Annotated in this window: 29 protein-coding genes; 28 read left to right on the forward strand and 1 reads right to left on the reverse strand. The window is 53.8% G+C overall.

Features of this window, described 5'->3' with window-relative positions:
- The 28 genes from BUB35_RS13510 to BUB35_RS13645 all read left to right on the forward strand — a co-directional run.
- The coding region (locus BUB35_RS13510) for a DUF4368 domain-containing protein (protein ID WP_143158998.1) at window positions 1-426 on the forward strand (426 nt) is incomplete at its 5' end.
- A 20-nt stretch (window positions 427-446) separates the two neighbouring features.
- Complete coding sequence (locus BUB35_RS20285) at window positions 447-605, forward strand: Maff2 family mobile element protein (RefSeq protein WP_072852588.1); 159 nt, start codon at window positions 447-449, stop codon at window positions 603-605.
- Window positions 606-617: 12 nt separating this feature from the next.
- On the forward strand, window positions 618-1484 hold the full coding sequence (locus BUB35_RS13520; protein ID WP_072852590.1) for a VirB6/TrbL-like conjugal transfer protein, CD1112 family: 867 nt from the start codon (window positions 618-620) through the stop codon (window positions 1482-1484).
- Between the two features lie 89 nt (window positions 1485-1573).
- On the forward strand, window positions 1574-2326 hold the full coding sequence (locus tag BUB35_RS13525) for a septation protein SpoVG family protein (protein ID WP_242949261.1): 753 nt from the start codon (window positions 1574-1576) through the stop codon (window positions 2324-2326).
- Complete coding sequence (locus BUB35_RS13530; RefSeq protein WP_072852594.1) at window positions 2316-3110, forward strand: DNA-methyltransferase; 795 nt, start codon at window positions 2316-2318, stop codon at window positions 3108-3110. Before BUB35_RS13525 ends, BUB35_RS13530 begins: the two co-directional genes overlap by 11 nt.
- 2 nt (window positions 3111-3112) lie before the next feature.
- A complete protein-coding gene (locus BUB35_RS13535) occupies window positions 3113-3676 on the forward strand; it encodes an MT-A70 family methyltransferase (protein WP_330391217.1) in 564 nt (187 codons plus the stop codon).
- A gap of 2 nt (window positions 3677-3678) precedes the next feature.
- Window positions 3679-4053 carry a PrgI family protein gene (locus tag BUB35_RS13540; protein WP_072852596.1) on the forward strand — a complete coding sequence of 125 codons (375 nt, stop codon included), beginning with the start codon at window positions 3679-3681 and terminating at the stop codon, window positions 4051-4053.
- Window positions 4022-6364, forward strand: a complete 2343-nt coding sequence (locus BUB35_RS13545; protein ID WP_072852598.1) for a VirB4-like conjugal transfer ATPase, CD1110 family — start codon at window positions 4022-4024, stop codon at window positions 6362-6364. The genes BUB35_RS13540 and BUB35_RS13545 overlap by 32 nt, the downstream gene beginning before the upstream one ends.
- Window positions 6345-8087, forward strand: coding sequence for a C40 family peptidase (locus tag BUB35_RS13550; protein WP_072852599.1), 1743 nt, complete (start codon window positions 6345-6347; stop codon window positions 8085-8087). The genes BUB35_RS13545 and BUB35_RS13550 overlap by 20 nt, the downstream gene beginning before the upstream one ends.
- Window positions 8088-8102: 15 nt before the next feature.
- Window positions 8103-8360, forward strand: coding sequence for a DUF4315 family protein (locus BUB35_RS13555; RefSeq protein WP_072852601.1), 258 nt, complete (start codon window positions 8103-8105; stop codon window positions 8358-8360).
- Window positions 8357-9034 carry a CD1107 family mobile element protein gene (locus BUB35_RS13560; protein ID WP_084730700.1) on the forward strand — a complete coding sequence of 226 codons (678 nt, stop codon included), beginning with the start codon at window positions 8357-8359 and terminating at the stop codon, window positions 9032-9034. The genes BUB35_RS13555 and BUB35_RS13560 overlap by 4 nt, the downstream gene beginning before the upstream one ends.
- A gap of 174 nt (window positions 9035-9208) precedes the next feature.
- Window positions 9209-9562 (forward strand): cysteine-rich VLP domain-containing protein, encoded by a 354-nt coding sequence (locus BUB35_RS13565; RefSeq protein ID WP_072852603.1) that lies wholly within the window; start codon window positions 9209-9211, stop codon window positions 9560-9562.
- Window positions 9563-9686: 124 nt separating this feature from the next.
- Complete coding sequence (locus BUB35_RS13570) at window positions 9687-10229, forward strand: defense against restriction DarA-related protein (RefSeq protein WP_072852606.1); 543 nt, start codon at window positions 9687-9689, stop codon at window positions 10227-10229.
- 2 nt (window positions 10230-10231) lie between these two features.
- Window positions 10232-10582 carry a plasmid mobilization protein gene (locus tag BUB35_RS13575; protein ID WP_072852608.1) on the forward strand — a complete coding sequence of 117 codons (351 nt, stop codon included), beginning with the start codon at window positions 10232-10234 and terminating at the stop codon, window positions 10580-10582.
- A gap of 141 nt (window positions 10583-10723) precedes the next feature.
- On the forward strand, window positions 10724-11215 hold the full coding sequence (locus BUB35_RS13580; RefSeq protein ID WP_096348634.1) for a hypothetical protein: 492 nt from the start codon (window positions 10724-10726) through the stop codon (window positions 11213-11215).
- Between the two features lie 256 nt (window positions 11216-11471).
- Entirely contained in the window at window positions 11472-11768 is a 297-nt protein-coding gene (locus BUB35_RS13585; RefSeq protein ID WP_072852610.1) for a hypothetical protein, read from the forward strand.
- A gap of 294 nt (window positions 11769-12062) precedes the next feature.
- Complete coding sequence (locus BUB35_RS13590) at window positions 12063-13484, forward strand: relaxase/mobilization nuclease domain-containing protein (RefSeq protein ID WP_200777616.1); 1422 nt, start codon at window positions 12063-12065, stop codon at window positions 13482-13484.
- A gap of 243 nt (window positions 13485-13727) precedes the next feature.
- On the forward strand, window positions 13728-14333 hold the full coding sequence (locus BUB35_RS13595) for a TetR/AcrR family transcriptional regulator (RefSeq protein ID WP_072852612.1): 606 nt from the start codon (window positions 13728-13730) through the stop codon (window positions 14331-14333).
- Window positions 14330-15217, forward strand: a complete 888-nt coding sequence (locus tag BUB35_RS13600; RefSeq protein ID WP_072852615.1) for an ABC transporter ATP-binding protein — start codon at window positions 14330-14332, stop codon at window positions 15215-15217. The genes BUB35_RS13595 and BUB35_RS13600 overlap by 4 nt, the downstream gene beginning before the upstream one ends.
- 9 nt (window positions 15218-15226) lie before the next feature.
- Window positions 15227-16018, forward strand: coding sequence for an ABC transporter permease subunit (locus BUB35_RS13605; RefSeq protein ID WP_015544018.1), 792 nt, complete (start codon window positions 15227-15229; stop codon window positions 16016-16018).
- 12 nt (window positions 16019-16030) lie between these two features.
- Window positions 16031-16816, forward strand: a complete 786-nt coding sequence (locus BUB35_RS13610; RefSeq protein ID WP_015574138.1) for an ABC transporter permease subunit — start codon at window positions 16031-16033, stop codon at window positions 16814-16816.
- Window positions 16817-16826: 10 nt separating this feature from the next.
- On the forward strand, window positions 16827-17015 hold the full coding sequence (locus tag BUB35_RS13615; protein ID WP_117508171.1) for a cysteine-rich KTR domain-containing protein: 189 nt from the start codon (window positions 16827-16829) through the stop codon (window positions 17013-17015).
- Between the two features lie 349 nt (window positions 17016-17364).
- The gene (locus BUB35_RS13620; RefSeq protein ID WP_072852617.1) at window positions 17365-17787 is read left to right on the forward strand and encodes an RNA polymerase sigma factor; all 423 of its coding nucleotides are present in this window, start codon (window positions 17365-17367) and stop codon (window positions 17785-17787) included.
- Between the two features lie 330 nt (window positions 17788-18117).
- Window positions 18118-18318: a hypothetical protein gene (locus BUB35_RS13625; protein ID WP_072852619.1), complete on the forward strand. Its 201-nt coding sequence runs from the start codon at window positions 18118-18120 to the stop codon at window positions 18316-18318.
- Window positions 18319-18427: 109 nt separating this feature from the next.
- A complete protein-coding gene (locus BUB35_RS13630) occupies window positions 18428-18694 on the forward strand; it encodes a DUF6870 family protein (RefSeq protein ID WP_072852621.1) in 267 nt (88 codons plus the stop codon).
- 116 nt (window positions 18695-18810) lie between these two features.
- A complete protein-coding gene (locus BUB35_RS13635; RefSeq protein ID WP_072852623.1) occupies window positions 18811-20487 on the forward strand; it encodes a recombinase family protein in 1677 nt (558 codons plus the stop codon).
- A 61-nt stretch (window positions 20488-20548) separates the two neighbouring features.
- A complete protein-coding gene (locus BUB35_RS13640; RefSeq protein ID WP_276326392.1) occupies window positions 20549-21511 on the forward strand; it encodes a recombinase family protein in 963 nt (320 codons plus the stop codon).
- 155 nt (window positions 21512-21666) lie between these two features.
- Complete coding sequence (locus tag BUB35_RS13645) at window positions 21667-22881, forward strand: ATP-binding protein (protein ID WP_072852627.1); 1215 nt, start codon at window positions 21667-21669, stop codon at window positions 22879-22881.
- 423 nt (window positions 22882-23304) lie between these two features.
- On the opposite strand, the gene BUB35_RS13655 is transcribed toward BUB35_RS13645, so the two are convergent.
- On the reverse strand, window positions 23305-23579 hold a 275-nt coding region (locus BUB35_RS13655), incomplete at its 5' end, for an integrase core domain-containing protein (RefSeq protein WP_143158999.1).

Raw genomic sequence — 23579 nt, forward strand, 5'->3', positions numbered from 1 at the left:
GAGATCGGCGGCAAGAGAAAGACCGCCGCAGCCACCAAGCAGCTTGAACAGGCGCAGGAGCGCATTGCCGAAGTGAGCCGCATTATCAAGCGGCTGTATGAGGACAATGTGAACGGCAAAATCAGCGACGAGCGTTTCATGGAACTGTCGGCAGACTATGAGCAGGAACAGCGGGAACTGAAAGACCGCGCCGCCGCTTTGCAGGACGAACTGGACAAGTCGCAGGCCGCCACCGTCAACGCGGAAAAGTTTATGGGTATCGTCCGAAAGCACCTTGCCTTCGAGGAACTTACCCCCACCCTCTTGCGGGAGATGATTGAGAAAATCGTCGTACATGAGTGCAGCTATGACGAGAACGGCACCCGCAGGCAGGACATTGAGATTTATTACAGCTTTGTCGGCAAGATTGACTTGCCCGAAGCCTAACGCCCGACCTATCCGACACAATGGCCAAGTGCCGGATAGGAACGGCAAAATTTTTTACACTTCTATTACTTCTTTATCGCACATCAGTAAAAAGCCAGGGCATGAAACAGCTTATGGCCGGGGGCGGCATCATCGTCATCGGCACGACCCTCATCCCGCTGCTGTCGGGGCTGTTTTAAGGGCGGCGGCTTATGGACTTTCTCACCGACTGGCTCACAGACTGGCTGAAAGAGCTGCTGATTGGCGGCATCATGGGGAACCTTGAGGGGCTCTTTGATACCGTCAACGCCCAGGTCGGAGAGATTGCGGTGCAGGTAGGGACGACCCCGGCGGCATGGAACGCCGGGGTTTTCTCCCTTATCCGCCAGCTTTCCGAGACGGTGATTTTACCCATCGCCGGGCTGGTGCTGACCTTTGTTGCCACCTATGAGCTCATCCAGATGCTCCTCGAAAAAAACAATATGCACGAGGTGGACGTGGCGAACCTCTACAAATGGATGTTCAAGACCGCGTGTGCGGTGCTGATACTCTCCAACACGTTCAATATCGTGATGGCGGTTTTCGATGTCTCGCAGACCGTGATTTCCCGCTCTGCCGGGCTTATCCGGGGCTCCACGGCAGTCTCCCCGGATATGTTAAGCAACCTCCAGGCCACGCTGGAGGGGATGGACTTGGGCCCGCTCTTGGGGCTGTGGCTCCAGTCCTCGGTCATCGGGCTCACCATGCAGGCGCTGGGCATCATCATCTTCGTGCTGGTGTACGGCAGGATGATAGAGATATATTTACTGACCAGCCTTGCGCCCATCCCCGTGGCGACCCTCTCCAACCGGGAGGTGGGCGGCATGGGCCAGAACTACCTAAAATCCCTTTTCGCCGTGGGCTTTCAAGGGATGCTGATTTTAGTCTGTGTCGGCATCTATGCGGTGCTGGTACAGGGCATCGCCGCCGGGGGCGACCCCATCGGCGCGATATGGGGAACCGTGGGCTATACGGTGCTCCTTTGTTTCATGCTGTTCAAGACCGGGACAATCGCCCGCAGCATCTTCGGGGCCCATTGATTTAGCGGCACTTCGGGACAATCTGTCCCAAAGGCCCGGAGAGGAGGTGCGCTGTGCCGAGGCGGTACAAGCTGGGCCCGGAGGGTGAAATGCGCCGGGCATGGGGCGGCAAGCTCCCGGAGGAATTTAGCCAGCGGGATATGCTGGCGTTCATGGCGGATACGGACTTGCTTTTGGGCGGGAGCGTATCCGCTGAAACCCTGTCCGCGATACACACGGCAGGCTACGACTATACGGGCGGGGCGGTCATCCCCCGTCCCGGAAAGGAGGATTTTTCTATGGCGAACACACAGACGGCGGTGCAGACCGCCGAGGAGCTGGCGGCGGCCCAGGAGGAAATGCGCCGTCTGATTTTCGAGGCCCCCATCGCGGAGCTGGCACAAAGCCAGGGCATCAGCGTGGACGAGGCCGTGGCCCTCCGGGTGGAGCAGAACCTTGCCGCCGCCACCATCCCCATCGAGGTGTCGGTGCGGCCCATCGAGCCCCAGGGCAAGCTGATTGGCTTTGCCAGCGTCAACTTCGGCGGCGTGGTGGTGGACGATTTCAAGGTGGTGAACGGGCAGAACGGCGTCTTTTTGGGCGCTCCCTCAAAGCCCGACCCCACCAGCAGATCCGGCTACCGGGCCACGGTGCGTATCAACGACCGGGCCACCCAGGAGCGGCTGAACGCGGCGGGGGTGCAGGCTTACAACATGGCGGTGGAGAAACTGCTGGCCCGGGCCGAGGCGGTGCGTCCCGCGCCCATCCGGGAGCAGATGGATAAGGCGGGAAAGGAGGCCGCGCAGAAAAATGCCGCCCGCTCCGCCCCGGCAAAGGGGAAGGAGGGGCGGGATGGCAGATAGCCCGGCTTTGGGACAAAATGTCCCGAACCTAAGACCGGAACCCTCCGGGCTCTACCTTATGGATGGCATCGCGGGCCTGCGCTCCCTCCCGGAGCACTCGGTCGATATGCTCCTGACCGACCCGCCCTACGGCACGACCCGCAACTATTGGGACGTGCCCCTGCCGCTCCCGGAGCTGTGGGAGGCGGTGCGCTGGGCCGTCAAGCCCTCCGGGGCGGTGCTGTTCTTTGCCCAGTGCCCCTATGACAAGGTGCTGGGCGCGTCCAACCTCCCCATGCTCCGCTATGAATGGGTGTGGTATAAAAGCCGCTGTACGGGCTTTCTCAACGCCCGCCGCGCCCCGCTGAAAAAGACGGAGAACATTCTGGTATTTTACCAAAAGCTCCCCCTCTACAACCCACAGTTTGAACAGGGCAAGCCCTATAAGAAAATCGCGTCCCAGCGCGACCAGAGCCCCAACTATGGGAAGTTCGTCCGCTCCGGCAGCGGTTCGGAGGACGGGCGGCGGTTCCCGGGGAACCTGCTTTCATTCCAGACCGTGGCCCATACCGTCCACCCCACCCAAAAGCCCGTGGAGCTGTGCGAATATCTGATAAAGACCTACACCGCCCCCGGCGAGGTGGTGGCGGACATCTGCGCGGGCTCCGGCACGACTGCGGTGGCCGCCGTCAACACGGGGCGGGAGTTCATCTGTTTCGAGACGGCCCCGGCCTTTTTCGGCCCGGCCACGGAGCGCATCACGCAGGCGCGGGCGGCGGTGGCCGCTGGCGGAAAGGGGGTGTGAGTATCGGAAGATACAGCGTGATATACGCCGACCCGCCGTGGCGGTACGCCCAGAAGGGCCTGCAAGGTGCGGCGGAGCGGCACTACCCCACGATGGGGATTGAGGAATTATGCGCGTTGCCCGTGGCGGAATTGGCGGCCCCGGACAGCGTTCTTTTTTTGTGGGCCACGTTCCCCCAGCTCCCGGAGGCCCTGCGGCTTATCAAAGCGTGGGGCTTTTGCTATAAGTCCGTGGGCTTTGTCTGGCTGAAAAAGAACAGAAAGGCGGATAGCTGGTTCTACGGGCTGGGCTTTTGGACGCGGGCCAACGCGGAGGTGTGCCTGCTGGCGACCCGGGGGCATCCCCGGCGCAAGGCCCCCAACGTCCACCAGTTCATCATCTCCCCTATCGAGGGCCACAGCAAAAAGCCGGACGAGGCCCGGGAGAAAATCGTGGCCCTTATGGGGGACGTGCCCCGCGTGGAGCTGTTCGCCCGCCAGACGACCCCCGGCTGGGACGTGTGGGGGAACGAGGTGGAGCCCACGGCGGGACTTCGGGACATTTTGTCCCAAAGGAAAGGAGGCTAAAAATGCCCTATGTGAATGTACCTAACGACCTATCGAAAATCAAGACAAAGATTGCTTTCAATCTGACGAAACGCCAGCTTGTATGCTTTGGCGGCGCGGCCCTTGTGGGAGTCCCCTCCTACCTGCTGGCCCGGGGTGCGCTGGGGAATACGGCGGCGCTCTTTCTGATGCTGGGCATCATGCTCCCGGCGTTTCTGCTGGCGATGTACGAGAAAGACGGCCTGCCGCTGGAAAAGGTGGTGAAGAACATCATCCGGGCCAAGTACCTGCGGCCCGGCGTGAGGCCCTACAAGACCGGGAATATCTACGCGCCCTTTACCGGGCAGGCGGGAAAGGAGGCAGTGAATGAAAGACCGAAAAAGCAGGCGCGGCAATAGGGCGGCCCTCTCCGCCCAGCAATCCATCCCCTATGTGGCGATGCACCCGGACGGCGTGTGCCAGCTCCCCGGCGGGCTCTATACAAAGACCGTGGAATATGAGGACATCAACTATTCCGTGGCATCCACCGAGGATCAGTCCGCGATATTCAGCGGGTGGAGCGCGTTCCTCAACTACTTCGACAGCGCACTCCCCGTCCAGCTCTCCTTTATCAACCGCCGCTCCCACTCCACCAGCCGCTATGAGGTGAACATCCCCGCCCAGCAGGATGACTTTGACAGCATCCGGGGCGAGTTCGTGGGGATGCTCAAACGGCAGATTGCCCGCTCCAACAACGGCATCGAACGCTCCAAATATATCACGTTCGGAGTGCCCGCCGGGGGGATTGCCGAGGCCCGGCCCCGGCTTGACCGGGTGGAGGCGGACGTGATGGGGAACCTCCACCGGCTGGGCGTTCCCTCGTCCTCTCTGGACGGGCGGGAGCGGCTGGCCCTCTTACACGGCCAGATGCACCCCGGACGGCGGGAGCCGTTCCGCTTTTCGTGGGCGGATATTTCCAAAACGGGCATGGGGACAAAGGACTTCATCACCCCAAACGGCGGCTTTGACTTTAGGGGCTCCCGGTTCTTCCGTGTGGGCGGCTTTTGGGGCGCGGCGTCCTATCTCCAGATTTTGGCGTCCGAACTCTCCGACCGCCTTTTGCGGGAAATTCTGGAGCTGGACGCGGAGCTCACCGTCACCATGCACATCCAGACCGTTGACCAGTTAAAGGCGATAAAGACCATCAAGGGGAAAATCTCGGACATCGACAAGATGAAAGTGGAGGAGCAGAAAAAGGCCGTCCGCGCCGGGTATGACATGGATATTCTTCCCCCCGACCTTATCACCTTTTCCAAGGACGCGGCGGAACTTTTGGGGGATTTGCAGTCAAGGAACGAGCGGATGTTCCTTTTGACGTTCACCGTCATCAACCTCGCCCCCACCCGCCAGCGGCTGGAGAATGACGTGTTCACCGTCTCCGGCATCGCGCAGAAATACAACTGCGCCTTAAAGCGGCTGGACTGGCAGCAGGAACAGGGCTTTATGTCCTCGCTGGCCCTCGGCTACAATGACGTGCAGATACAGCGGGGCATGACCACAAGCTCCACGGCGATTTTCATTCCCTTTATGACCCGGGAGCTCCGCATGGGCGGGCAGGCCCTCTACTACGGCATGAACGCGCTTTCCCACAACGTCATCATGGCTGACCGGAAAAAGCTGAAATCCGCGAATGGGATGTACCTCGGCTCCACGGGCTCCGGCAAGAGCTTTGCCGCCAAGCGGGAATTGATAAACGTATTTCTTGCCACCCAAGACCGCATCGTTATCGTTGACCCGATGGGGGAATATTCCCCGCTGGTGCGGCGGCTGGGCGGGCAGGTGATAGAGATTGCCCCGGACAGCCCCCACCATATCAACCCGATGGATATTGAAATGGGCATGAATGACGAGGACAGCCCGCTGTCCATGAAAGCGGATTTTCTTCTTTCGCTGTGTGAGCTGGTGGTGGGCGGCAAGGACGGCCTGCAACCCATAGAGAAAACCGTCATCGACCGCTGTGTGCGGCTGGTGTACCGGGAGCTTGCGCTGGGGCTGGAGGGCGCAAAAATGCCCTTGCTCCAGGACTTGTACGAGGAGCTTTTGAAACAGCCGGAGCCGGAGGCAAAACGTGTGGCGACTGCCCTTGAGCTCTACTGTACGGGCTCCCTTAATCTTTTCAACCACCCGACCAACGTGGACTTGAGCTCCCGGGTGGTGTGCATCGTGCTGAAAGGGCTGGGGGAGAACCTCCGCAAAATTGCGATGCACGTCACCAACGAGTTTGTCACTTCGGCGGTGAACGCCAACTACCAGAACGGCGCGGCGACATGGTGCTACTTTGACGAGTTCCACATCCTGCTCCGCGACCCGCTGACCGCCAGCTACTTTGTGGCGGTGTGGAAGATGCTCCGTAAAAAGGGCTGTGTGCCCTCGGCCCTCACGCAGAACGTGAAAGACCTTTTGGCCAGCCGGGAGATTGAGAACATACTGGATAACACCGACTTCCTCGTTTTGCTCTCCCAGGCCCAAAGCGACCGGGCCATCATCGCAAAACAGCTCGGCATTTCCGAGCACCAGCTTTCCTATATCACCCACAGCAATTCCGGCGAGGGCCTGCTGTTCTATGGGAATGTGACGATACCTTTTGTTGACCGTTTCCCCAAAGGTGAGATTTACAACCTGCTCACCACCCGCCCGGAGGACATAGCCAATGACCAGAGGAACGAATAGCGCCGGGCCCGCCGGGGACAAAGGCACTTCGGGACAAAATGTCCCAAAGCCCCCGAAAGGCTTGAAGAACAAAAAATCCAAGTTCCGCATGGAAAGCGAACACGAGAAAATCAGCAAGTCCAAGCTCCGCATGGAGACGCGGGAGGACAGGCTGAACCGGGCCCGGAAAAAGCTGGAGGGCAAAAAGCCGCCCAAGCCCAGGGGCCCGGTGCGCCGGGCGCTGGGGGCCGCCGGGTGGAGCGCCCACGGCTTTGTGCATGGCAAGATTTACGAGGTGGAGCATGAAAACGTGGGAACCGAGGGGGCCCACCGCTCCGAGCTGGTGGGCGAGGCCGTCCTCCGGCAGGGGACGCGGTACGCGAGAAAGCGCATCCGGGAGCACCCGGCCCGGGCCGTCCACAAGGCGGAGGCGCAGTACATCAGGGCCCGGGCGGACTACCAGTTCCGGGTGGCCGCCCAGGAGAACCCGGAGCTTGCAAAGAACGCCGTCACCCGCTACTGGCACAAGCAAAAGCTGAAAAAGCAGTACGCCAAACAAGCGCGGCAGGCGGCGAAACAGACCGCCAGACAAGGGGCAAAGGCCGCCGAAAAGACTGCCGCCGCCACGGAAAAGCTGGCGGAGCGGGCCGTGGGCTTTGTGAAACGGCATCCCGTGGGGGTGCTTATCGCGCTGGCCTGCGCGGTGCTCGTCCTCTCCCTCCAGTCCTGCGCGTCCTCCCTCGTCTCTCTGGGGAACGCTGCCGCAGGCGCGGTGGGGGCCACCACCTACCCCGCCGAGGACGGGGATATGCTGGGGGCCGAGGCCGCCTACTGTTCGCTGGAGGCGGAGCTCCAGAATTATCTGGATACCTATGAAAGCACCCACGACTATGACGAGTACCATTACGATTTGGACGCCATCGAACACGACCCCTATGTGCTGGTTTCCATTCTGAGCGCATGGCATGAGGGCGAGTGGACGCTGGCCCAGGCCCAGCCCACCTTGCAGATGCTCTTTGACCGCCAGTACACGCTGACCGAAAATGTGGTGCATGAGGTGCGCTACCGGACGGAAACAAGGACGGGGACGCGAACCGTCACCGACCCCGTGACCGGGGAGAGCTCCACCGAGGACTATGAATACACGGTGCAGGTGCCCTACGATTACTACATCTGCTATGTGACGCTGGATAACTTCAACCTGTCCCATCTACCGGTCTACATCATGGGGGAGGACAAGGTTTCCCGGTACTCCCTCTACATGGCAACGCTGGGGAACCGGCCCGACCTCTTTCCCGGCTCGTCCTATGTGGGCAGGTACACCAACCCGCCCACGGACTATGACGTGCCGGAGGCATATCTGGCCGACGCCACCTTTGCGGCGATGCTCTCCGAGGCGGAGAAATACCTCGGCTATCCCTATGTATGGGGTGGGAGCTCCCCGGCCACGTCCTTTGACTGCTCCGGCTTTGTGTCGTGGGTAGTCAATCATTCCGGCTGGAATGTGGGGCGGCTGGGGGCCCAGGGGCTTTACAACATCTGCACCCGGACGGGCTCACCCCGGCCCGGCGACCTTGTTTTCTTCAAGGGAACCTATGCGGCCCCCGACCCTAACGGCGTGACCCACTGTGGCATCTATGTGGGGGACGGGATGATGATACACTGTGGCGACCCTATCAGCTACGCCAACCTAAACAGCAGCTACTGGCAGGCCCACTTCTACGCCTACGGGCGTTTACCATGAAAAAGGAGGTTTTCAATGGCGACAAGCAAGAGCGCAAAAATCATGGCCGAGATGGAAAAGGTCAAGGCCAAAATCAGCGACCAGCAGGCCCGGCTGAAAGAGCTGGAGCAGAAACACAAGGAGGCCGAGAACGAGGAGATTGTGGACATCGTGCGGGGCATGAGCATTTCCCTTGAGGAGCTCCCGCTGGTGCTCCAGCGCATCAAGGCCGGGGACGCTTTGGGACAAAATGTCCCGAAGTCCGCCGGGCCGGAAAAGGAGGACGCGGAATGAAACTGAAAAAATATCGTGTATTGGCGGCGGCTCTGTGCGCCGCTTTTTTGATGTGCGGCATCACGACCACAGCCTACGCCGGGGGCGGCGAGGAATGGGAGGACGGTACGGGCGGGCCGGAATGGGAGGGGCTTGACCCGGTGGAGCCCACCGAGCCCCCGGCCACCCCGGAGCCGGAGCCCAACCCGTTCACCCCGGACGGCCAGGGGACGATGGTGGATAACGCCACCGACCAGGACGGCAAGGAATTTTTCACCATCATGGCGGCGGACGAGTCCGTGTTCTATCTGGTGATTGACCGCCAGCGGGAGACGGAGAATGTCTACTTCTTAAACGCCGTCACCGTGGCCGACCTGATGGCCCTTGCGGAGCCCTCCCCGGAGGCCGTCCCCGAACCGCTCCCGGAGCCAGAACCTACCACCGAGCCGGAGGAACCCGAGCCCGAGCCGGAAAAATCCGGCGGGGCGGGGACGCTCCTGCTGGTGCTGGCGGTGCTGGCCCTCGGCGGCGGGGCCGGGTGGTACTTCAAGATTTACCGCCCGAAACAGCAGGCCGCCGCGCCCGGCGAGGACTTTGACGAGGCGGAGGAATACGGTGAGGACTATGGCGGCGGTGAATATGACGACCTCCCCCCGTGGGATGAGGACGGGGAAGAAACGGAGGGCGGCGAATGAACTTCACAGCGAACCCTTTGGAACGGGAAATGAAACGCCGTCCCCGGCCCCAGGCTCCCCGCCCGGATAAGCCCCCCGAGGGCTCCCGGTGCTGTGGCTGTCCCTACTGGCGCGGCATCCCCTGCGGCTCCTGCTTTCAGTCCCTCTTGGGCAGGCCGGGCGGGAGGTGATGCTTTGCGTGAGCTGACCCGTGAGGAAAAGGCGGCCATCCGCTCCCTTGTGACAAAATGGTGCGCCAACTATGACCGGGAATACGGCTGTCTGCCCCTCGACTGCGAGTGCTATATGCTGGGGAAATGCTGGACGGGGGCCTATTGCAGATACTTCCGGGAGGCGGTGCTCCCCTTAAATCCGGCGCTGGAGGCCGCGCTGACGGACGGCCCGGCCCCCGACCTGCGGCCTTGTGCCGTCTGCGGGCGGCTCTTTGCGCCGGAGGGGAAAAAGGCGTTCTGTTCGGCGGCCTGCGCCGAAAATGCGCGGCGGAAACGCCAGCGCGACTATATGCGGAAAAGGCGGCTGGACTGTTAGCTTTTGCCGCTTGAAAACCCGCTTGTATCAAGGCTTTCCGGGCGCGGTTCATGGGGGCCCGGTATGTTTCTATGCCCGGCCCCCGTTTCCCGGCCCAAAAGCTAACATCTGAGAGGAGGTAACTTTGGAAAAAGCGCAGGAATACAAGTATTATTCTACCCAGCGGCCCGTTGACATCGGCACGTTCCCCAAGGATAAGGACAACCCGCCTATTCGGATCGAAAACTATGAGGGCCGGATTTGGGTGGAGAACGATACCCGGCTTGCGTGGGGCGAGCTGGCCTATGCCCAGCCGCTCTCGGAAAAGGAGCTCTATAACTACGAGCTCAAGCCCTCCCGCGACAACCCCGATATGCGGCGGGTGATGGATGCCCAGGCCCAGGTGGTGGGGAAATGGGAGGACGAGGGCCGCGTCCCCGAGGGAAAGCGGCTGACATGGTTCTACCCGGATTTTGGGTGCTATGTGGTGAAAGAGTTTGTCTCCCCGGAGCGGCTGGCCGAGTGCGCCCGTGGGGTGGAGCTCCAGCGGGCCGCCGCTGAACGCAGGCAGGCCCGGCAGGAAAAGGCCCCGATTGCCGCCCAACTGCGGGAGGCCGGAAGGCTGGCCGGGGAACGGCAGGCCCCCTCTGCACCCAAACGGGACGCACCCGACCGGGGCGGCAGGTAGGCATGGTCGGAAAAAAGCGCCGCCGCCCCGTCCATCTTCATGTGATGGTGTCCGAGGAAGAGCAGGCGCTTATCCGGGAACGCATGGCCCAGGCGGGCATCCGCAACATGGGGGCCTATATGCGGAGGATGGCTCTGTGCGGCTATGTGCTCCAGATTGACCTTGCCCCCGTCCGGGAGCTGGTGTCCCTCCAGCGGCGGTGCTCAAACAACCTCAATCAAGTGGCTATCCACGCCAACACCTACGGGGGCATCTACCCCGAGGAAATATCGGCCCTCCAGCGGGACTACTCCGCATTGTGGGGCCCTCTGTCTGATTTGTTGAAACAGCTTGCCGCGCTGGTGGAGCTGTGATTTGCTGGGGAGCGGTGCTGTGCCGCTCCCCGGCTTTTCGTACTTCGGGACATTTTGTCCCAAAGGTGGGGTGGATTGTTGGGCAGGAATGTGATATACTTAATGCCTATTGACAACTTGGAAATTGGGGAGGCATTGAATATGATAAAACCGAAAGTGTTGGTCTTTATGGCAATACTTATGCTGGCATTAGTTGGATGTGAAAAGGTAGAACAAGAACAGCTAACAGTGTATTCTTTTAGTGGGGAGGATGAACAGCTTTCAATTTCAAATGGCATTATTGTTTTGAATGGCACAGAAGAAATCTTTACTGGCGGTGACTTAAAAGTAACTGATGATTTTTTCAATAACATTACATCGTACTCCACCACATTTTACATTATGGCTGGTGACGAAAAAAATGTTATTCTTTCTAATAGCATGGTAGACATAACGGGAGATACGGTCAATGTTTCTGGTGACTTGGGGCAAATATCGGGGGACAGCGTAATTAGGAGAATAAAAATTGATGATACAAGTGATTTGAAAAACATTCTCTATTTTGAGCTTACTACGAAAGATAGGGATGGTAAAGAAAATGTGTACCAGTTACAACTACCTTTAACAGAAATAACAAAAAGTAATGGTGACTAAATCCAGACAACTTGCAGTCTGCAAAATACAAAAGTTCGGAAATATCAAAGTGACAGCCGCCGCTCGATGTGCTGAAACAGCTTGCCGCGCTGGTGGAGCTGTGACTTGCTGGGGAGCGGTGCTGTGCCGCTCCCCGGCTTTTTTCGTACTTCGGGACATTTTGTCCCAAAGGTGGGGGGATGGACAACAACAAAAGAATGTGCTATACTTGAAAACATCCATTCCAAAAATTAAAGCGAAAGGATAAGAGAAACTTATGCAAAACAATCATATAATTTACATCTTCATAGTAGCCCTAATAGCTCTTTCGGCTTTTGGAGTTTCTAAATTGGTGATATACATGACAAACAAAAATACAGATAAAAATGCGACAAGTAAGAAAAACAATTTGGTTCTGCAAAGTGGTGTCATTGGCCTATGTCTTGGTGTGGGTGTTGGCACAGCATTAAAAGATTTGTTTTCTGAAACCGCTATACTATTTGTTGGGATAATTGGGGCTATCATAGGTGTAACAATAGGAATTATCATCAAGCGACAAAACAAATCTACATGATAATATTCAACTGAAAGAAATTATATAAGAGCCGGGAATTGTGATTGTAACGGTTCTCAGCTCTTGAAAATATGTGACATCAAAGACAGCGGGCGCTTTGCCTGCTGTCTTTTTTCATGGCGAGAGGAGGTGCTACCACGGCCACGACCTACATCCGGCCCTATAAGCAGGCGGCGGGACTGAGCGCCGTCCAGACGATGGGGGAGCGGTGCTGTGCCGCTCCCCGGCTTTTCGTACTTCGGGACATTTTGTCCCAAAGGCGAGGAAAGACGTTTTCGGAGAGGGGGAATATCTATGGCAGTAACCCGGCTTATTACCCACCATATCAGCAAAGGGGAAACAGTCGCTCAATCGCTGAAAGACAGGTTTGACTATGGGCAGAACCCGGACAAGACCCAGGGCGGGGAGCTTATTTCTTCCTATGAGTGCGACCACCAGACCGCCGATGCGGAGTTCCTGCTCTCCAAGGCAAAGTATAGGGCCGTCACGGGCCGGGAACAGAAACGGGAGGCGGACGTGCTCTGCTATCAAATCCGCCAGTCCTTTGCTCCCGGCGAGATTACCCCGGAGGAGGCGAACCGGGTAGGCTATGAAACGGCTATGCGCTGGACAAAGGGGAAACACGCCTTTTTCGTTGCCACCCATACAGACAAAAAGCACATTCACAATCACATTTATTACAATCCCATCACGTTAGACTACACCCGGAAATTCCGGGACTTCTGGAGATCGGCGCGGGCTCTGCGGCGGCTTTCTGACCGGGTATGTCTGGAAAATCATCTGTCTGTCATCCGGCATCCCAAACTGCACAGCCAGGGCCGTTTCCTCCACTATGGCCAGTGGATAGGCGACAAGCCGCCCTCCGCGCAGCAGCGGGTGCGGCTGGCGATTATCGCGGCCCTTGAAAAAAAGCCCGCCGACTTTGCCGCGTTCCTCCGGCTGATGGAGGAGTCCGGCTTTGCCGTCAAGCGCGGGCGGGGCGGCGTGGTGTCGTTCCTTGCTCCGGGGCAGGATAAATATACCCGGCTCCGGGCATCCACCCTCGGCGCGGGCTTTGACCCCGAGGACATCCGGGCGGTGATTGCCGGGGAGCGGCCCCTCCCGGAGCTCCCCAAGGACACGCCGCCCCCGCCCCGGCAGGTGGGCCTTATCATCGACATTCAAAAGCGCATGGCCGAGGGCAAGGGCCCGGCCTATGAACGCTGGGCCAGGGTCTACAACCTAAAGCAGATGGCCGCCGCCCTCCAGTTCCTGCAGGAGAACAATCTGACTGATTATGACGCGCTGGCGGCAAAGACCACGGCGGCGGTTGACCGGGCCCACGCGTTGGCCGGGGAGCTCCAGACCACCGAGGCCGCCCTCTCCAAAGTCTCCGGGCTGATGGGGGCCGTGGTGGACTATGCCAGGGCCCGGCCCGTGTTTGACGGCTACAAGGCGGCCCGGTATTCAAAAAAGTATCTGGCCGAGCACGAGGCGGAGCTTGCCACCTACCGGGCGGCCCGGGCCGCTATGAATGAATTGTTAGGCGGTGAAAAGCTCTCCAAAATGGACGCGCTGAAAAAACAGCGGCGGGAGCTGGCGGACAAGAAAAAGGCCCTCTATGCCGAGTACCGGCAGGCCCAGCGGGATATGCGGGAGGCCGTGGCGGTCAAGGCCAACATCGACCATCTGCTCGGACTGACGGATGGGCGGGACGATAAGGAACAGACGCGGTAGCGGCGGTGACGCAGCCAATCTCTTTGGGACATTTTGTCCCAAAGAGCCGGGTTTGGGGAGGCTCCCCAACAAGCATTTTTGACGGCCCCCGGCCAGTCAAAAATGGCAAGTGTGGCCACACTTGCCCTGCTTGCCGTTTGTGCGCTCCCCTAAAAATAAAGCAAAGCACTATTGACCGTTTCGGTTATTTATGCTATACTGTTCAATGATAACCGAAACGGTTATTCAGAGAGGGGTAATACGATGGAAAAATTTCTTGCTCTATCAATCAAAAAGCAGGATACCATACGCAATGCGGCTCTGGCCTGTTTCGCAAAACATGGATATGAAAAAGCATCAATCAATGATATTGCGGTAGCGGCAGGTATCTCAAAGGCGTCTATCTTTCAGTATTTTGGGAATAAACAGGCACTCTACCAATATTTATTTGATTACTGCGCTGCCCAAATGAAACAAGCATATAACACGAGCGCATTGGAGGAAACCACAGATTTCTTTGACCGTGTATGGGAAGCCAGCGTTATGAAAGTGGAAAACTTGAAAAAGCACCCGCATATTGCATCGTTTATTGCAAGCGTGGCCGCAGAACCAATGCCGGAATTGAAAGGTGCCATATTTTCGGAAACAAACGAAAAATACATTGCATCGCTCGTTCTGCATGAGCAGGATTATAAAAAATTCAGACACCCGGAGGATGCAGAATTAGTGTTTCAGATGCTTATGCTGCTTGCAAAGGGTATGTCCGTTCAGTTGGAAAACGGAGTGGATTATGACGGCATGATGAAAGAGTTTCGAGAAATCCTAAATATGTTGAAGCACAACTTTTACAAGGAGGAATATCTGCTATGAGTGAACCTGTGATTGCCCTAAACAAGCTCACCAAAAGCTATGGAAAGCACCGTGGAATTGAGGAAATCAGCTTTACGGTCGAGCGCGGTGAGATTTTCGGCTTTATCGGCCCTAACGGGGCGGGAAAGTCCACCACCATCCGTACCTTGATGGGACTGTTGAAGCCCACCGGAGGAACCGCTTCTGTCTTTGGACTGGACTGTGGGCGGCAGGCATCTGAGATCGCAAAGGATGTGGGGTATCTCCCCAGCGAAAACTGTTACTACAACAGCATGAAAGTCAAAGAGATGCTTCTTTATACGGCGGAACTCTATGGAGTGGCCGGTCATAACAGGATGGAAGCATTGGCGGAACGGCTGAATTTGGATTTGTCCAGGAGGATCGGCGACCTGTCTTTGGGCAACAAAAAGAAAGTCGGCATCGTTTCGGCTTTGCTACCCTCCCCAAAGTTACTTATCATGGACGAGCCCACCAGCGGTCTTGACCCGCTGATCCAGCAGACCTTTTATGACCTGTTAAAAGAAGAAAATGAACGCGGTACGACGATTTTCCTGTCGTCCCATGTTCTGAGCGAGGTACAGAGGCTTTGTGACCGTGTAGCCATTCTGCGGGAGGGGAAGCTGGTCGGCGTTCAATCCATGAAGGAACTGCGGGGAAACGGCTACAAGAAAATCTCGTTGACAGCAAAAAACGCCATTCCAGAGGATTTATTTTCTATTCCCGGTACGGCTAATTTGGAGTGGGATAAGAGCAAAACTTCTGTATCCTTCATGTTTAGTGGAACCGTTATGACAATTATGAACCAGCTTCATCGGCTGGAGCTGGAGGATATTTTAATTGAGGAACCGTCATTGGAAGAAGTATTCCTCCACTACTACGAATAGGAGGTCGTTATGTTGATTTTTCGATTTGAATGGAAACGAAAACGAAAATATATTCTGATTTGGGCCGCAACTCTTGCGGTCTGTATCTTCTCCATGACGCCAGTGTATTATGGCATGATTGAAACGGTGGAAACTTTGCCTGTGGAATTTACACAGGGAGGCTTTTTTGAAACGGTTGGTATTTCTCTGGAGCTATTGATGGAGCCACTTGGTATGTACTCGTTCCTCACAGGCTTTTTTATGGTTGCAGGGGGGATTTTCGGGATGCACTTGGGGCTGTCGTTACATACAGAAGAGTGTACGGGAAATACGGCTGAATACTTATACACAAAGCCTTGTGGACGGAAACAGATTTATATGGGAAAGCTGCTATGTGCGCTTGCCGGAATATGTGTAACAGGGATTTTTTATCTGGCGACTTCATTTCTAACGATGACTCTGTTCCGTTTCGGATTTCCCATCGGGGAATTTTTCTTGGTGGCAGGTTCGTTTATTCTCATCTCCCTCTTTTTTGCACTATTGGGACTGATGGTTGGAATATTTCACCCCAATAATCGTTCCCCACTTCTGACAGCCGGATTGGTTGTGTTTGTGGAATATTGTATCACTTCTTTTTCGAGGACTGTCAATATCCGGGCAATCGGCTTTTTATCGCCGTTTTCTTTTTTCAGTCCAGCGGAAATCCACAATGCTGGAACTTATTCATGGGACTATATGCTCTGGTATCTGCTCCTGCTGTTTGGGTTTGCGCTGCTGGCATACTGGAAAATCTTGAAGCGGGATATTGCGTTGGCTGTGTAAAGGAGGAAACGAATGAAGGCGTTAGTGAAAAACGAGCTGCGCTTAACAAGAAAACTACTGCTGATCTGGATGGGAATTGTCTTGATTTTGTGTGGCTTCGCTTACTTTGAGTATTTGTCACTAAAGGAAAGCCTCAATGAGCTGACAGGGCTAATATCGAATTTTCCGAAAATTCTGAAAGCTATGTTTGGTGTGAGCGGTGATCTGACTTCTGCTTTGGGCTGGTATGGCTGTATGTATTATTGGGTCACGATGCTAACCAACAGCTATGCGGTCTATCTCGGTGTTTCGTGTGTAGCGAAAGAACAGGCGCAGGGAACGGCAGAATATCTATTTACAAAACCAGTGGGTCGCAACAAGGTTGTCTGTGCCAAAGCAGTTGCCTGTGTATGTAATTTGCTTGCACTTGCGGTATTCAGCGGGTTATGTAATTATTTTACCGCCATTTTACCGCTAGGCGGTTTAGAGCAAAGAAACGCTGCTTTTACCACCACATTGGGCCTGTTTTTGACAGGGTTGACTTTGTTTGCAATCACGCTTCTGGCCTCCAGCCTGACGAGAACCTATAAAGGGGCTGTTCGGATAGGCGCGGGAATATTATTGCTCTTTTATGGCATCAGCATCACCGCCGAATATCTTGAAGCTCCAATGCTGTACTGCTTAACGCCATTAAAATTCTTCGATGTTTACACAGTGGCAATAAGTGGAATACAGTTTTCGTTCTTCCTATTGGCTATGATAATTGCGATTGGTTCTGTTATCACAGCTCAAAAAGTTTGGACGCTCAGGGAAATTTGAAATGAACGATATGGATAGCTTCGAGTGGCTGCTATGTCCTGTCTGTAACAGTAAAACTCGTATCAAGCTGCGGTTAGATACTGAACTGAAAAATTTCCCCTTGTTTTGTCCTAAATGCAAACAAGAAACCTTAATTAGTGTAGAAAAATTTAAGATTTTAGTTATCACAGAGCCAGACGCACAGACGCAGAGCCGATAACACGCAGATTGAAAATGCGGTTATCGGCTTTTTTATTGAAAGGTACGACAACTGCTTTTTAGGAGGTAATGTCGTGTCTCTCTGCTTTGTCCGTCCCCCTAACTTGCCAAAAAAAGCCCAAGCCCAAGACAAGTATATTCTGTTATACAATGCGAAATTTGTTGTAATTTAGATAATCGTCTCACTTTATGCGCTTGCGTGGTATTTTTCCGCGCAGGCGTTTTTTGTTTGCCCAGCTTTGGGACAAGCTGTCCCAAGGTGCGGGGCGGCTCCCCCGGGTGCCGCTCCCCGCCGCCCTCCATATCGTTTCCCGCAACCCGACCACAAAAACGATATGGAGGTACATACAATGACTATCATCAACTTGCGCGACTTTTACTACTGGTATACCCAGGACGAATATATGGAAGTTTCTGACGATGTGGCCGAGGCGCTCCGGGCCAGCGTCCGCTATGAGGCGGCCTACCAGCGGCGGCTCTCCCGCCACAAGGCGCAGTATTCGCTGGACTGTGAGGACGGCATCGAGTATTCCGCCTGCCTGCACGAGCCCACTCCGGACGAGGTGCTGGAGCGCAAGGAGCGGTTCTGCCGTCTGTGGAACGCGCTGAACAGCCTGCCCCCGGCCCAGGGCCGCCGGGTGGATGCCTGCGTCATCCTCGGAAAGAGCTTTTCCGAGGTGGCGCTGGCCGAGGGCGTTGACGAAAGCGCGGTGCGGCGGGCCGTGGAGCGCGGGCTGGAGAACATGAAAAAGTTTTTGAAAAATTCCCGCTGAACCAGTCCGAAAACCATCCAAAAATGTCTCGGTTAATGAGAGGAAGTTTTTTCTTCTCCACAACTGAATAGCGGGCGGCCCCGGGTGAACGCGGGGAGCCGGGCGGCGGGTGCGCGGTGACTTCTCCCACGGGAGGACGAGCGACCAACACCACCGCCGCGAGTGGGGAGCTTGCCAGCCCCACGGCCACGATCCGCAAGGGACAAGCTGGCCGCTTGCCGCTTGGGGCCGCCGCACAAAGCAAGGGAACGCCGGGCCGCTAACTGCTGTCTTTTGACGGGCCAAACATACGGGCCCGGCGCTCCCCATCTTTACATAGGAGGCGGACTTATGGAATACGACCCCGCTCTGGCCGCTCTGCTGGCCCAGCCGTGGAGCAACAACGTGTGCCGGGGCTATGTCATCTATGCGATGGAAAACTGCGGCTTTTCTGCCGGGGACATCCGGCGCGTGGTGGCCGAGCTCTATGAAGTGTTCGACTGCCGGGGGCTGGAGGAGGCCGAGGCGCATTTTCTGGACAGCCCCTATTAAGTTCGAGACAATTTGTCCCAAGGTAGGGACAGGCCAAAGGGCAGCACTTTCCGGAGTGCTGTCCTTTCGCGTTTCCCCACCAACCCAAAACGCAAAAGGAGGTTTTACCGTGAGACTGACCGCACAAGAGCTGGAACAAATGAAAAGCGTGGACATCGGCGCGGTGAGCGCGGATGCGCTGGCTGACGTGAGCGGTATGGCCTTTGACCGCACCCTCCCCCGGGAGGAGCGGCTGGCCCGGTTTGTGAGACGGGCCGTCAATCCGTACTGCTTTAGCGTGGGCGGCGTGGGCGTGAAAATCGAGTTTGCCGAGGGCGGCCCCTCCCTCCAGGCGACGCTGGCGGCCTTTCTTATCCGGCAAAAGAGCGGGCTGTGACTGCTGTTGCGGCCCGTTCCTACTTCGAGACAAAATGTCCCGAGGCATCGACATCCTTGCTGATTGCCCCGGGCAGAGGTATAATATAGGTGTAATGTGATAGGGAAGGAGGAACAATGGCACGAGCTAAAAACAGAGGGTATCAGCAGACTTTGACCCCTACATACACTATCCGGCGCTGGCGTTTGGGCGAGTACATCCGCCTTTCCAAAGAGGATTTGAAAAAGGGCAAGGACGACAGCAACAGCGTGAAGAACCAGCGTGACCTGCTGGGGGACTTCTACCGGCGGCACATGGACGAATTTGAAAGCGCGGCTGAATATGTGGACGATGGGCATACCGGGACGGATGCCAACCGTGAAAACTTCCAGCGGCTCTTGGCCGATGTGATGAGCGGGAAAATCAACTGCGTGATTGTGAAAGACCTTTCCCGGTTCGCCCGGAATTACAGTGACGCGGGCAGTCTGATTGATAACCTGTTTGTGCAGATGGGCGTCCGCTTTATCTCCCTTGCGGAGAACGTGGACAGCTACCTAAACCCCGACAGCGTTTCAAACATTATCGTTCCGATAACTAACGTGATGAACGATAACTATTGCTACCAGACCTCAAAGAAAATCCGGCAGGTTTTTGATTATAAGCGGCGCAACGGCCAGTATATCGGCTCTTTCGCCCCCTACGGCTATATCAAAGACCCAAAGGACAAGCACCAGCTTATAGTGGATGCGGATGCGGCTGAAATCGTCAAGCGTGTGTATTCCATGCTCCTGCAAGGCTCGTCTAAAAGGGCCATCGCGCTGTACCTCAACGAACACGGCATACCCAGCCCCACGGCATACCGCCGCAAAAAGGGCCTGCCCGTTTCCTCGGCTGTGGCGGACGACCCCATGTGGGGGGCCCGGATGATACATGAAATCCTCACCAACCCCATCTATACCGGGGATTTGGTACAGGGCCGCCGCCGGGTGAAAAGCTACAAGGTACACCAGATTGAGGCTGTGCCGGAGGAAGAATGGGTGCGCGTCCCCGATACTCACGAGGCCATCATCACCCACGAAACCTTTGACAAGGTGCAGGCCCTGCTGGTACGCGATACCCGGACATCCCCCAAAGGGCGGGAAGTTCACCTGTTCAGCGGTTTTCTGAAATGTGCGGACTGCGGGAAATCCATCACCCGCAGCCAGAGCGGGAAAAATATCTATTACGCCTGCTCCACTTACAAGAACCGCTCCCGGACGGCCTGCTCCATGCACTCTATCAAGCACAACCGTCTGGAGGCCGCCGTTCTGTTCGCTATCCAGTATCAAGTGAACACCGCCGTTTCCTACTCGGAAATGATAACCAACATCAACTCGGCCCCGCTGAAAAAAAGTCAATCCCACCGCCTTAACGACCAGATAGCCGCAAAGGAAAAGGAATTGACCCGGATAACCCGCTACAAGCAGTCACTGTATCAAGATTGGAAAGATGGGGAAATCACCCAGCAGGAATACCGGGATATGAAATCCGATTATGAACGGCAGGCCGCCGAGCTTGCGGATGTGCTGGCCCGGCTGAACGCGGAACGTGCGGAGCTGGCAAACGGCGTTGACAAGGAACATCCGGCGCTGGTAGCCTTTGCAAAGTATCAAAGCATCGAAACGCTGACCCGTGAAATCCTCACGGACTTGGTAGACCATATCAAGGTTTACGAAAACGGCAATATCAGCGTTCATTTCAAGTTCGCGGACGAGTTCCGCAAGATTGCCGAGTACATTGAAATCAACACCACCGATACCGCCGAGGCGGGCTGACCCCCGCCAAAAGCAAAAACCCTTTTGACAGTGTGTTTTCCTAATAGGAGTTAATCATATCATTCCAGAAGAAGCAGAAATTGTTCGGATGATATATAAAAAATATTTGGAAGGACAAAGTCTAAATGACATTGCTGACTTGCTCACCAAAATGAGAGTAAGCACTATACGCGGAAATACTAGGTGGAATGGTTCCTCTATTCGAGTGATTTTAACGAACGAGAAGTATATCGGTGACGCTATGGCACAAAAGACATTTACGGTAGACTACTTGCTGAAAGACAGAAGAAAAAATAAAGGTGAATTACCTCAGTATTACGTGCAGAACCTCCATGAGCCGATCATTTCTAAAGAATTATATTATCTGGTGCAGCAGGAAATGAAAAGAAGTGCAAGCCTGAAGAAAAAAAGTATGTCTGGAGGCGTGGAAGAATCAGAAGGAAGATATTCTGGAAAATTTGCACTATCTAAAATCTTGATTTGCGGGGAATGCGGCAGCGAGTATCGCAGACAGATCAGAAAAAAGAATGGAAAAGCAAAAGCTGTCTGGCGTTGTGAGAATCGGCTGCGAAATGGAATTCGATACTGTCGCCATTCCCCGACTCTTGAAGAAGAAATGCTTCATGGAATCCTATTAAAAGCCATAAACCGTATGGCAGATCAAATACAGATAGGATCAAGGGAAGCAGAAGAAATATTTGAGATACAAACAGAAGAAATACCGAATCAGGCACAAAAAGAAAATTTGAATGTGACTGTCTTTGAATCCATTTACAGCAATATTGCTGACAATTTAGAAGATTATGAAAAAATGGAGATACATATCATAGAAGAACAACTGGGACAAGATAAAGTTAGAAATATGGTAATTCAGGATGTTATAGGAAAAAGAACGTATTTCCTAAACGAATATAATGAGCAGTTGGTCAGAAAGCTAATGAGAAAAATCAATGTGATCAATGCTTTTCAGATAGAGGTTGTATTTAAAACCGGGATTGTTATCGTAGAAACTTGGAGAAAATGATAAATAGGAAAGCTTTCAGCGAACAAGGAAAAAAATGATAGAAACTATATTTTTTTAGTTTTATCGTTTATAAAAGATAAAATGATGATTGTTGAGTTGATTTTCTAATATAAATGGGTTAAACTAAAAGAAAAACTGAAAGAAGGGGGTTCCCTATGATCAAACGTGAAATGTATATGAAGCGTATCCGTCCGTTTATTGGAAATGACTTGATTAAAGTTATGACTGGTATTAGACGAGCCGGAAAGTCAGTTATGTTAGAATTGATTCAGGAAGAACTGATTGCTTCTGGTATTGATGCAGATAATTTTATTTGTATTAATTTTGAAGATTTGCGCAATGTTCATCTTTTGAATGCAATGGCACTGCATGAAGAGATATTAAAACGAGCTGAGCAATTAAAAGGAAAAGTTTATCTTTTCTTTGATGAGATTCAAGAGGTTGAGGATTGGGAAAAGTGCATAAATTCTTTTCGTGTGTCACTGGACTGCGATATTTATATTACTGGCTCCAATGCAAAGTTGTTGTCTGGAGAACTTGCGACATATTTGGGTGGTCGTTATGTAGAGTTTGTAATTTATCCGTTTTCTTTTCTGGAGTTTTTAGAATTATACCATACAGTGAATCCCACTGCATCTGTACAGGAATGTTTTCAGAAATACCTTTTAGTCGGGGGAATGCCGTACCTTTCTAATATTCGATATGAGGAAGAACCATCAAAACAGTATTTAAGTGACTTGTTTAATTCTGTTCAACTCAAAGATATTGTGAAAAGAAACAAAGTTAGAGATGTAGATCTTTTGGAGAGGATCATTGCTTATGTAATGGCTAATGTAGGAACTACTTTTTCGGCATCTTCTCTTGTGAAATTCCTGAAGAATGAACACCGAACAACTTCTACAGATACAGTGTTAAATTATATCAAATATTGCTGTGATTCTTATTTGTTTTATCAAGTCAAACGAGAAGATTTGCAAGGAAAACAGATATTGACAACGAATGAAAAATATTATATTGCGGATCATGGCATCAGAGAGGCTGTTTTTGGCGGAAATATGCGTGATATCAATTTGGTTCTTGAAAATATCGTCTATATGGAACTTGTTCGTCGTGGATATAAAGTAACGGTTGGTAAGACTGGTACGAAGGAAATCGATTTTGTATGTGAGCAGCGTGGAGAAAAACTCTATGTTCAAGTTGCCTATCTGTTAGCTGATGAGAGTACTGTGAACAGGGAATTTGGTGTATATGATACGATCAGAGATAACTTCCCCAAATATGTCGTTACAATGGATGAAATTGATATGAGCCGTAATGGCATCAAACATCGAAATATTCGAGATTTCCTGACTGCTGATGAATGGAACTAAAGAATAACCTGCTTATAAGTATAAAGATGTGGTAAGAGAAAATTAGCTTCAATAAATTGGACTGTATCAATAAAAAGACACGATTTTTAAATATATTTTCTGGGAACGGCTAGATTCCTTGCTGACCCCAGAATGTTGTTTCCATTTCGTCTGGTGATAATCAGCATAACAGCTGGACAACTCTTTTGTGCGAGAAATAGATTTTGGTTTTACTGTGGACATAGGTGGGAGCTGCATAGAACGCATCAGGCGGTACACTCGACCGATGCTGATGTAAATGCCATAGTCACGACCGAAGATATATGTGATTTTATGAGCACCGATGCGTTTATCGTAGCCAGCATAAATGTGTAGAATGATTTGTTTGGACTATAGTCAATAAAGTGGACACAATTTATAAAGAAAAGTGCCGAGTACAGCTGCTTAGTGCTGTGCCCAGTACCATTCTTCTTTTTCATTTGGTGTCATCATTCCGAGAGAACTATGCGGTCTCTTGGCATTATGGAATCCTTCGATGTATTCGAATACAGATAACCGGAGTTCCTGCAGAGAATGATATGTTTTACGGTTAACTTCTTCTTTTTTGAGGTACTTGAAGAAACATTCACAGCAGGCATTATCGAAAGGATATCCTTTCTTGGAAAATGACTGTACAACATTCAGAGAATCCAATAACTGCCGGAATGCAAATGCAGTAT

This window comes from Anaerotignum lactatifermentans DSM 14214, from assembly GCF_900142265.1.
Lineage (GTDB): Bacteria > Bacillota > Clostridia > Lachnospirales > Anaerotignaceae > Anaerotignum > Anaerotignum lactatifermentans.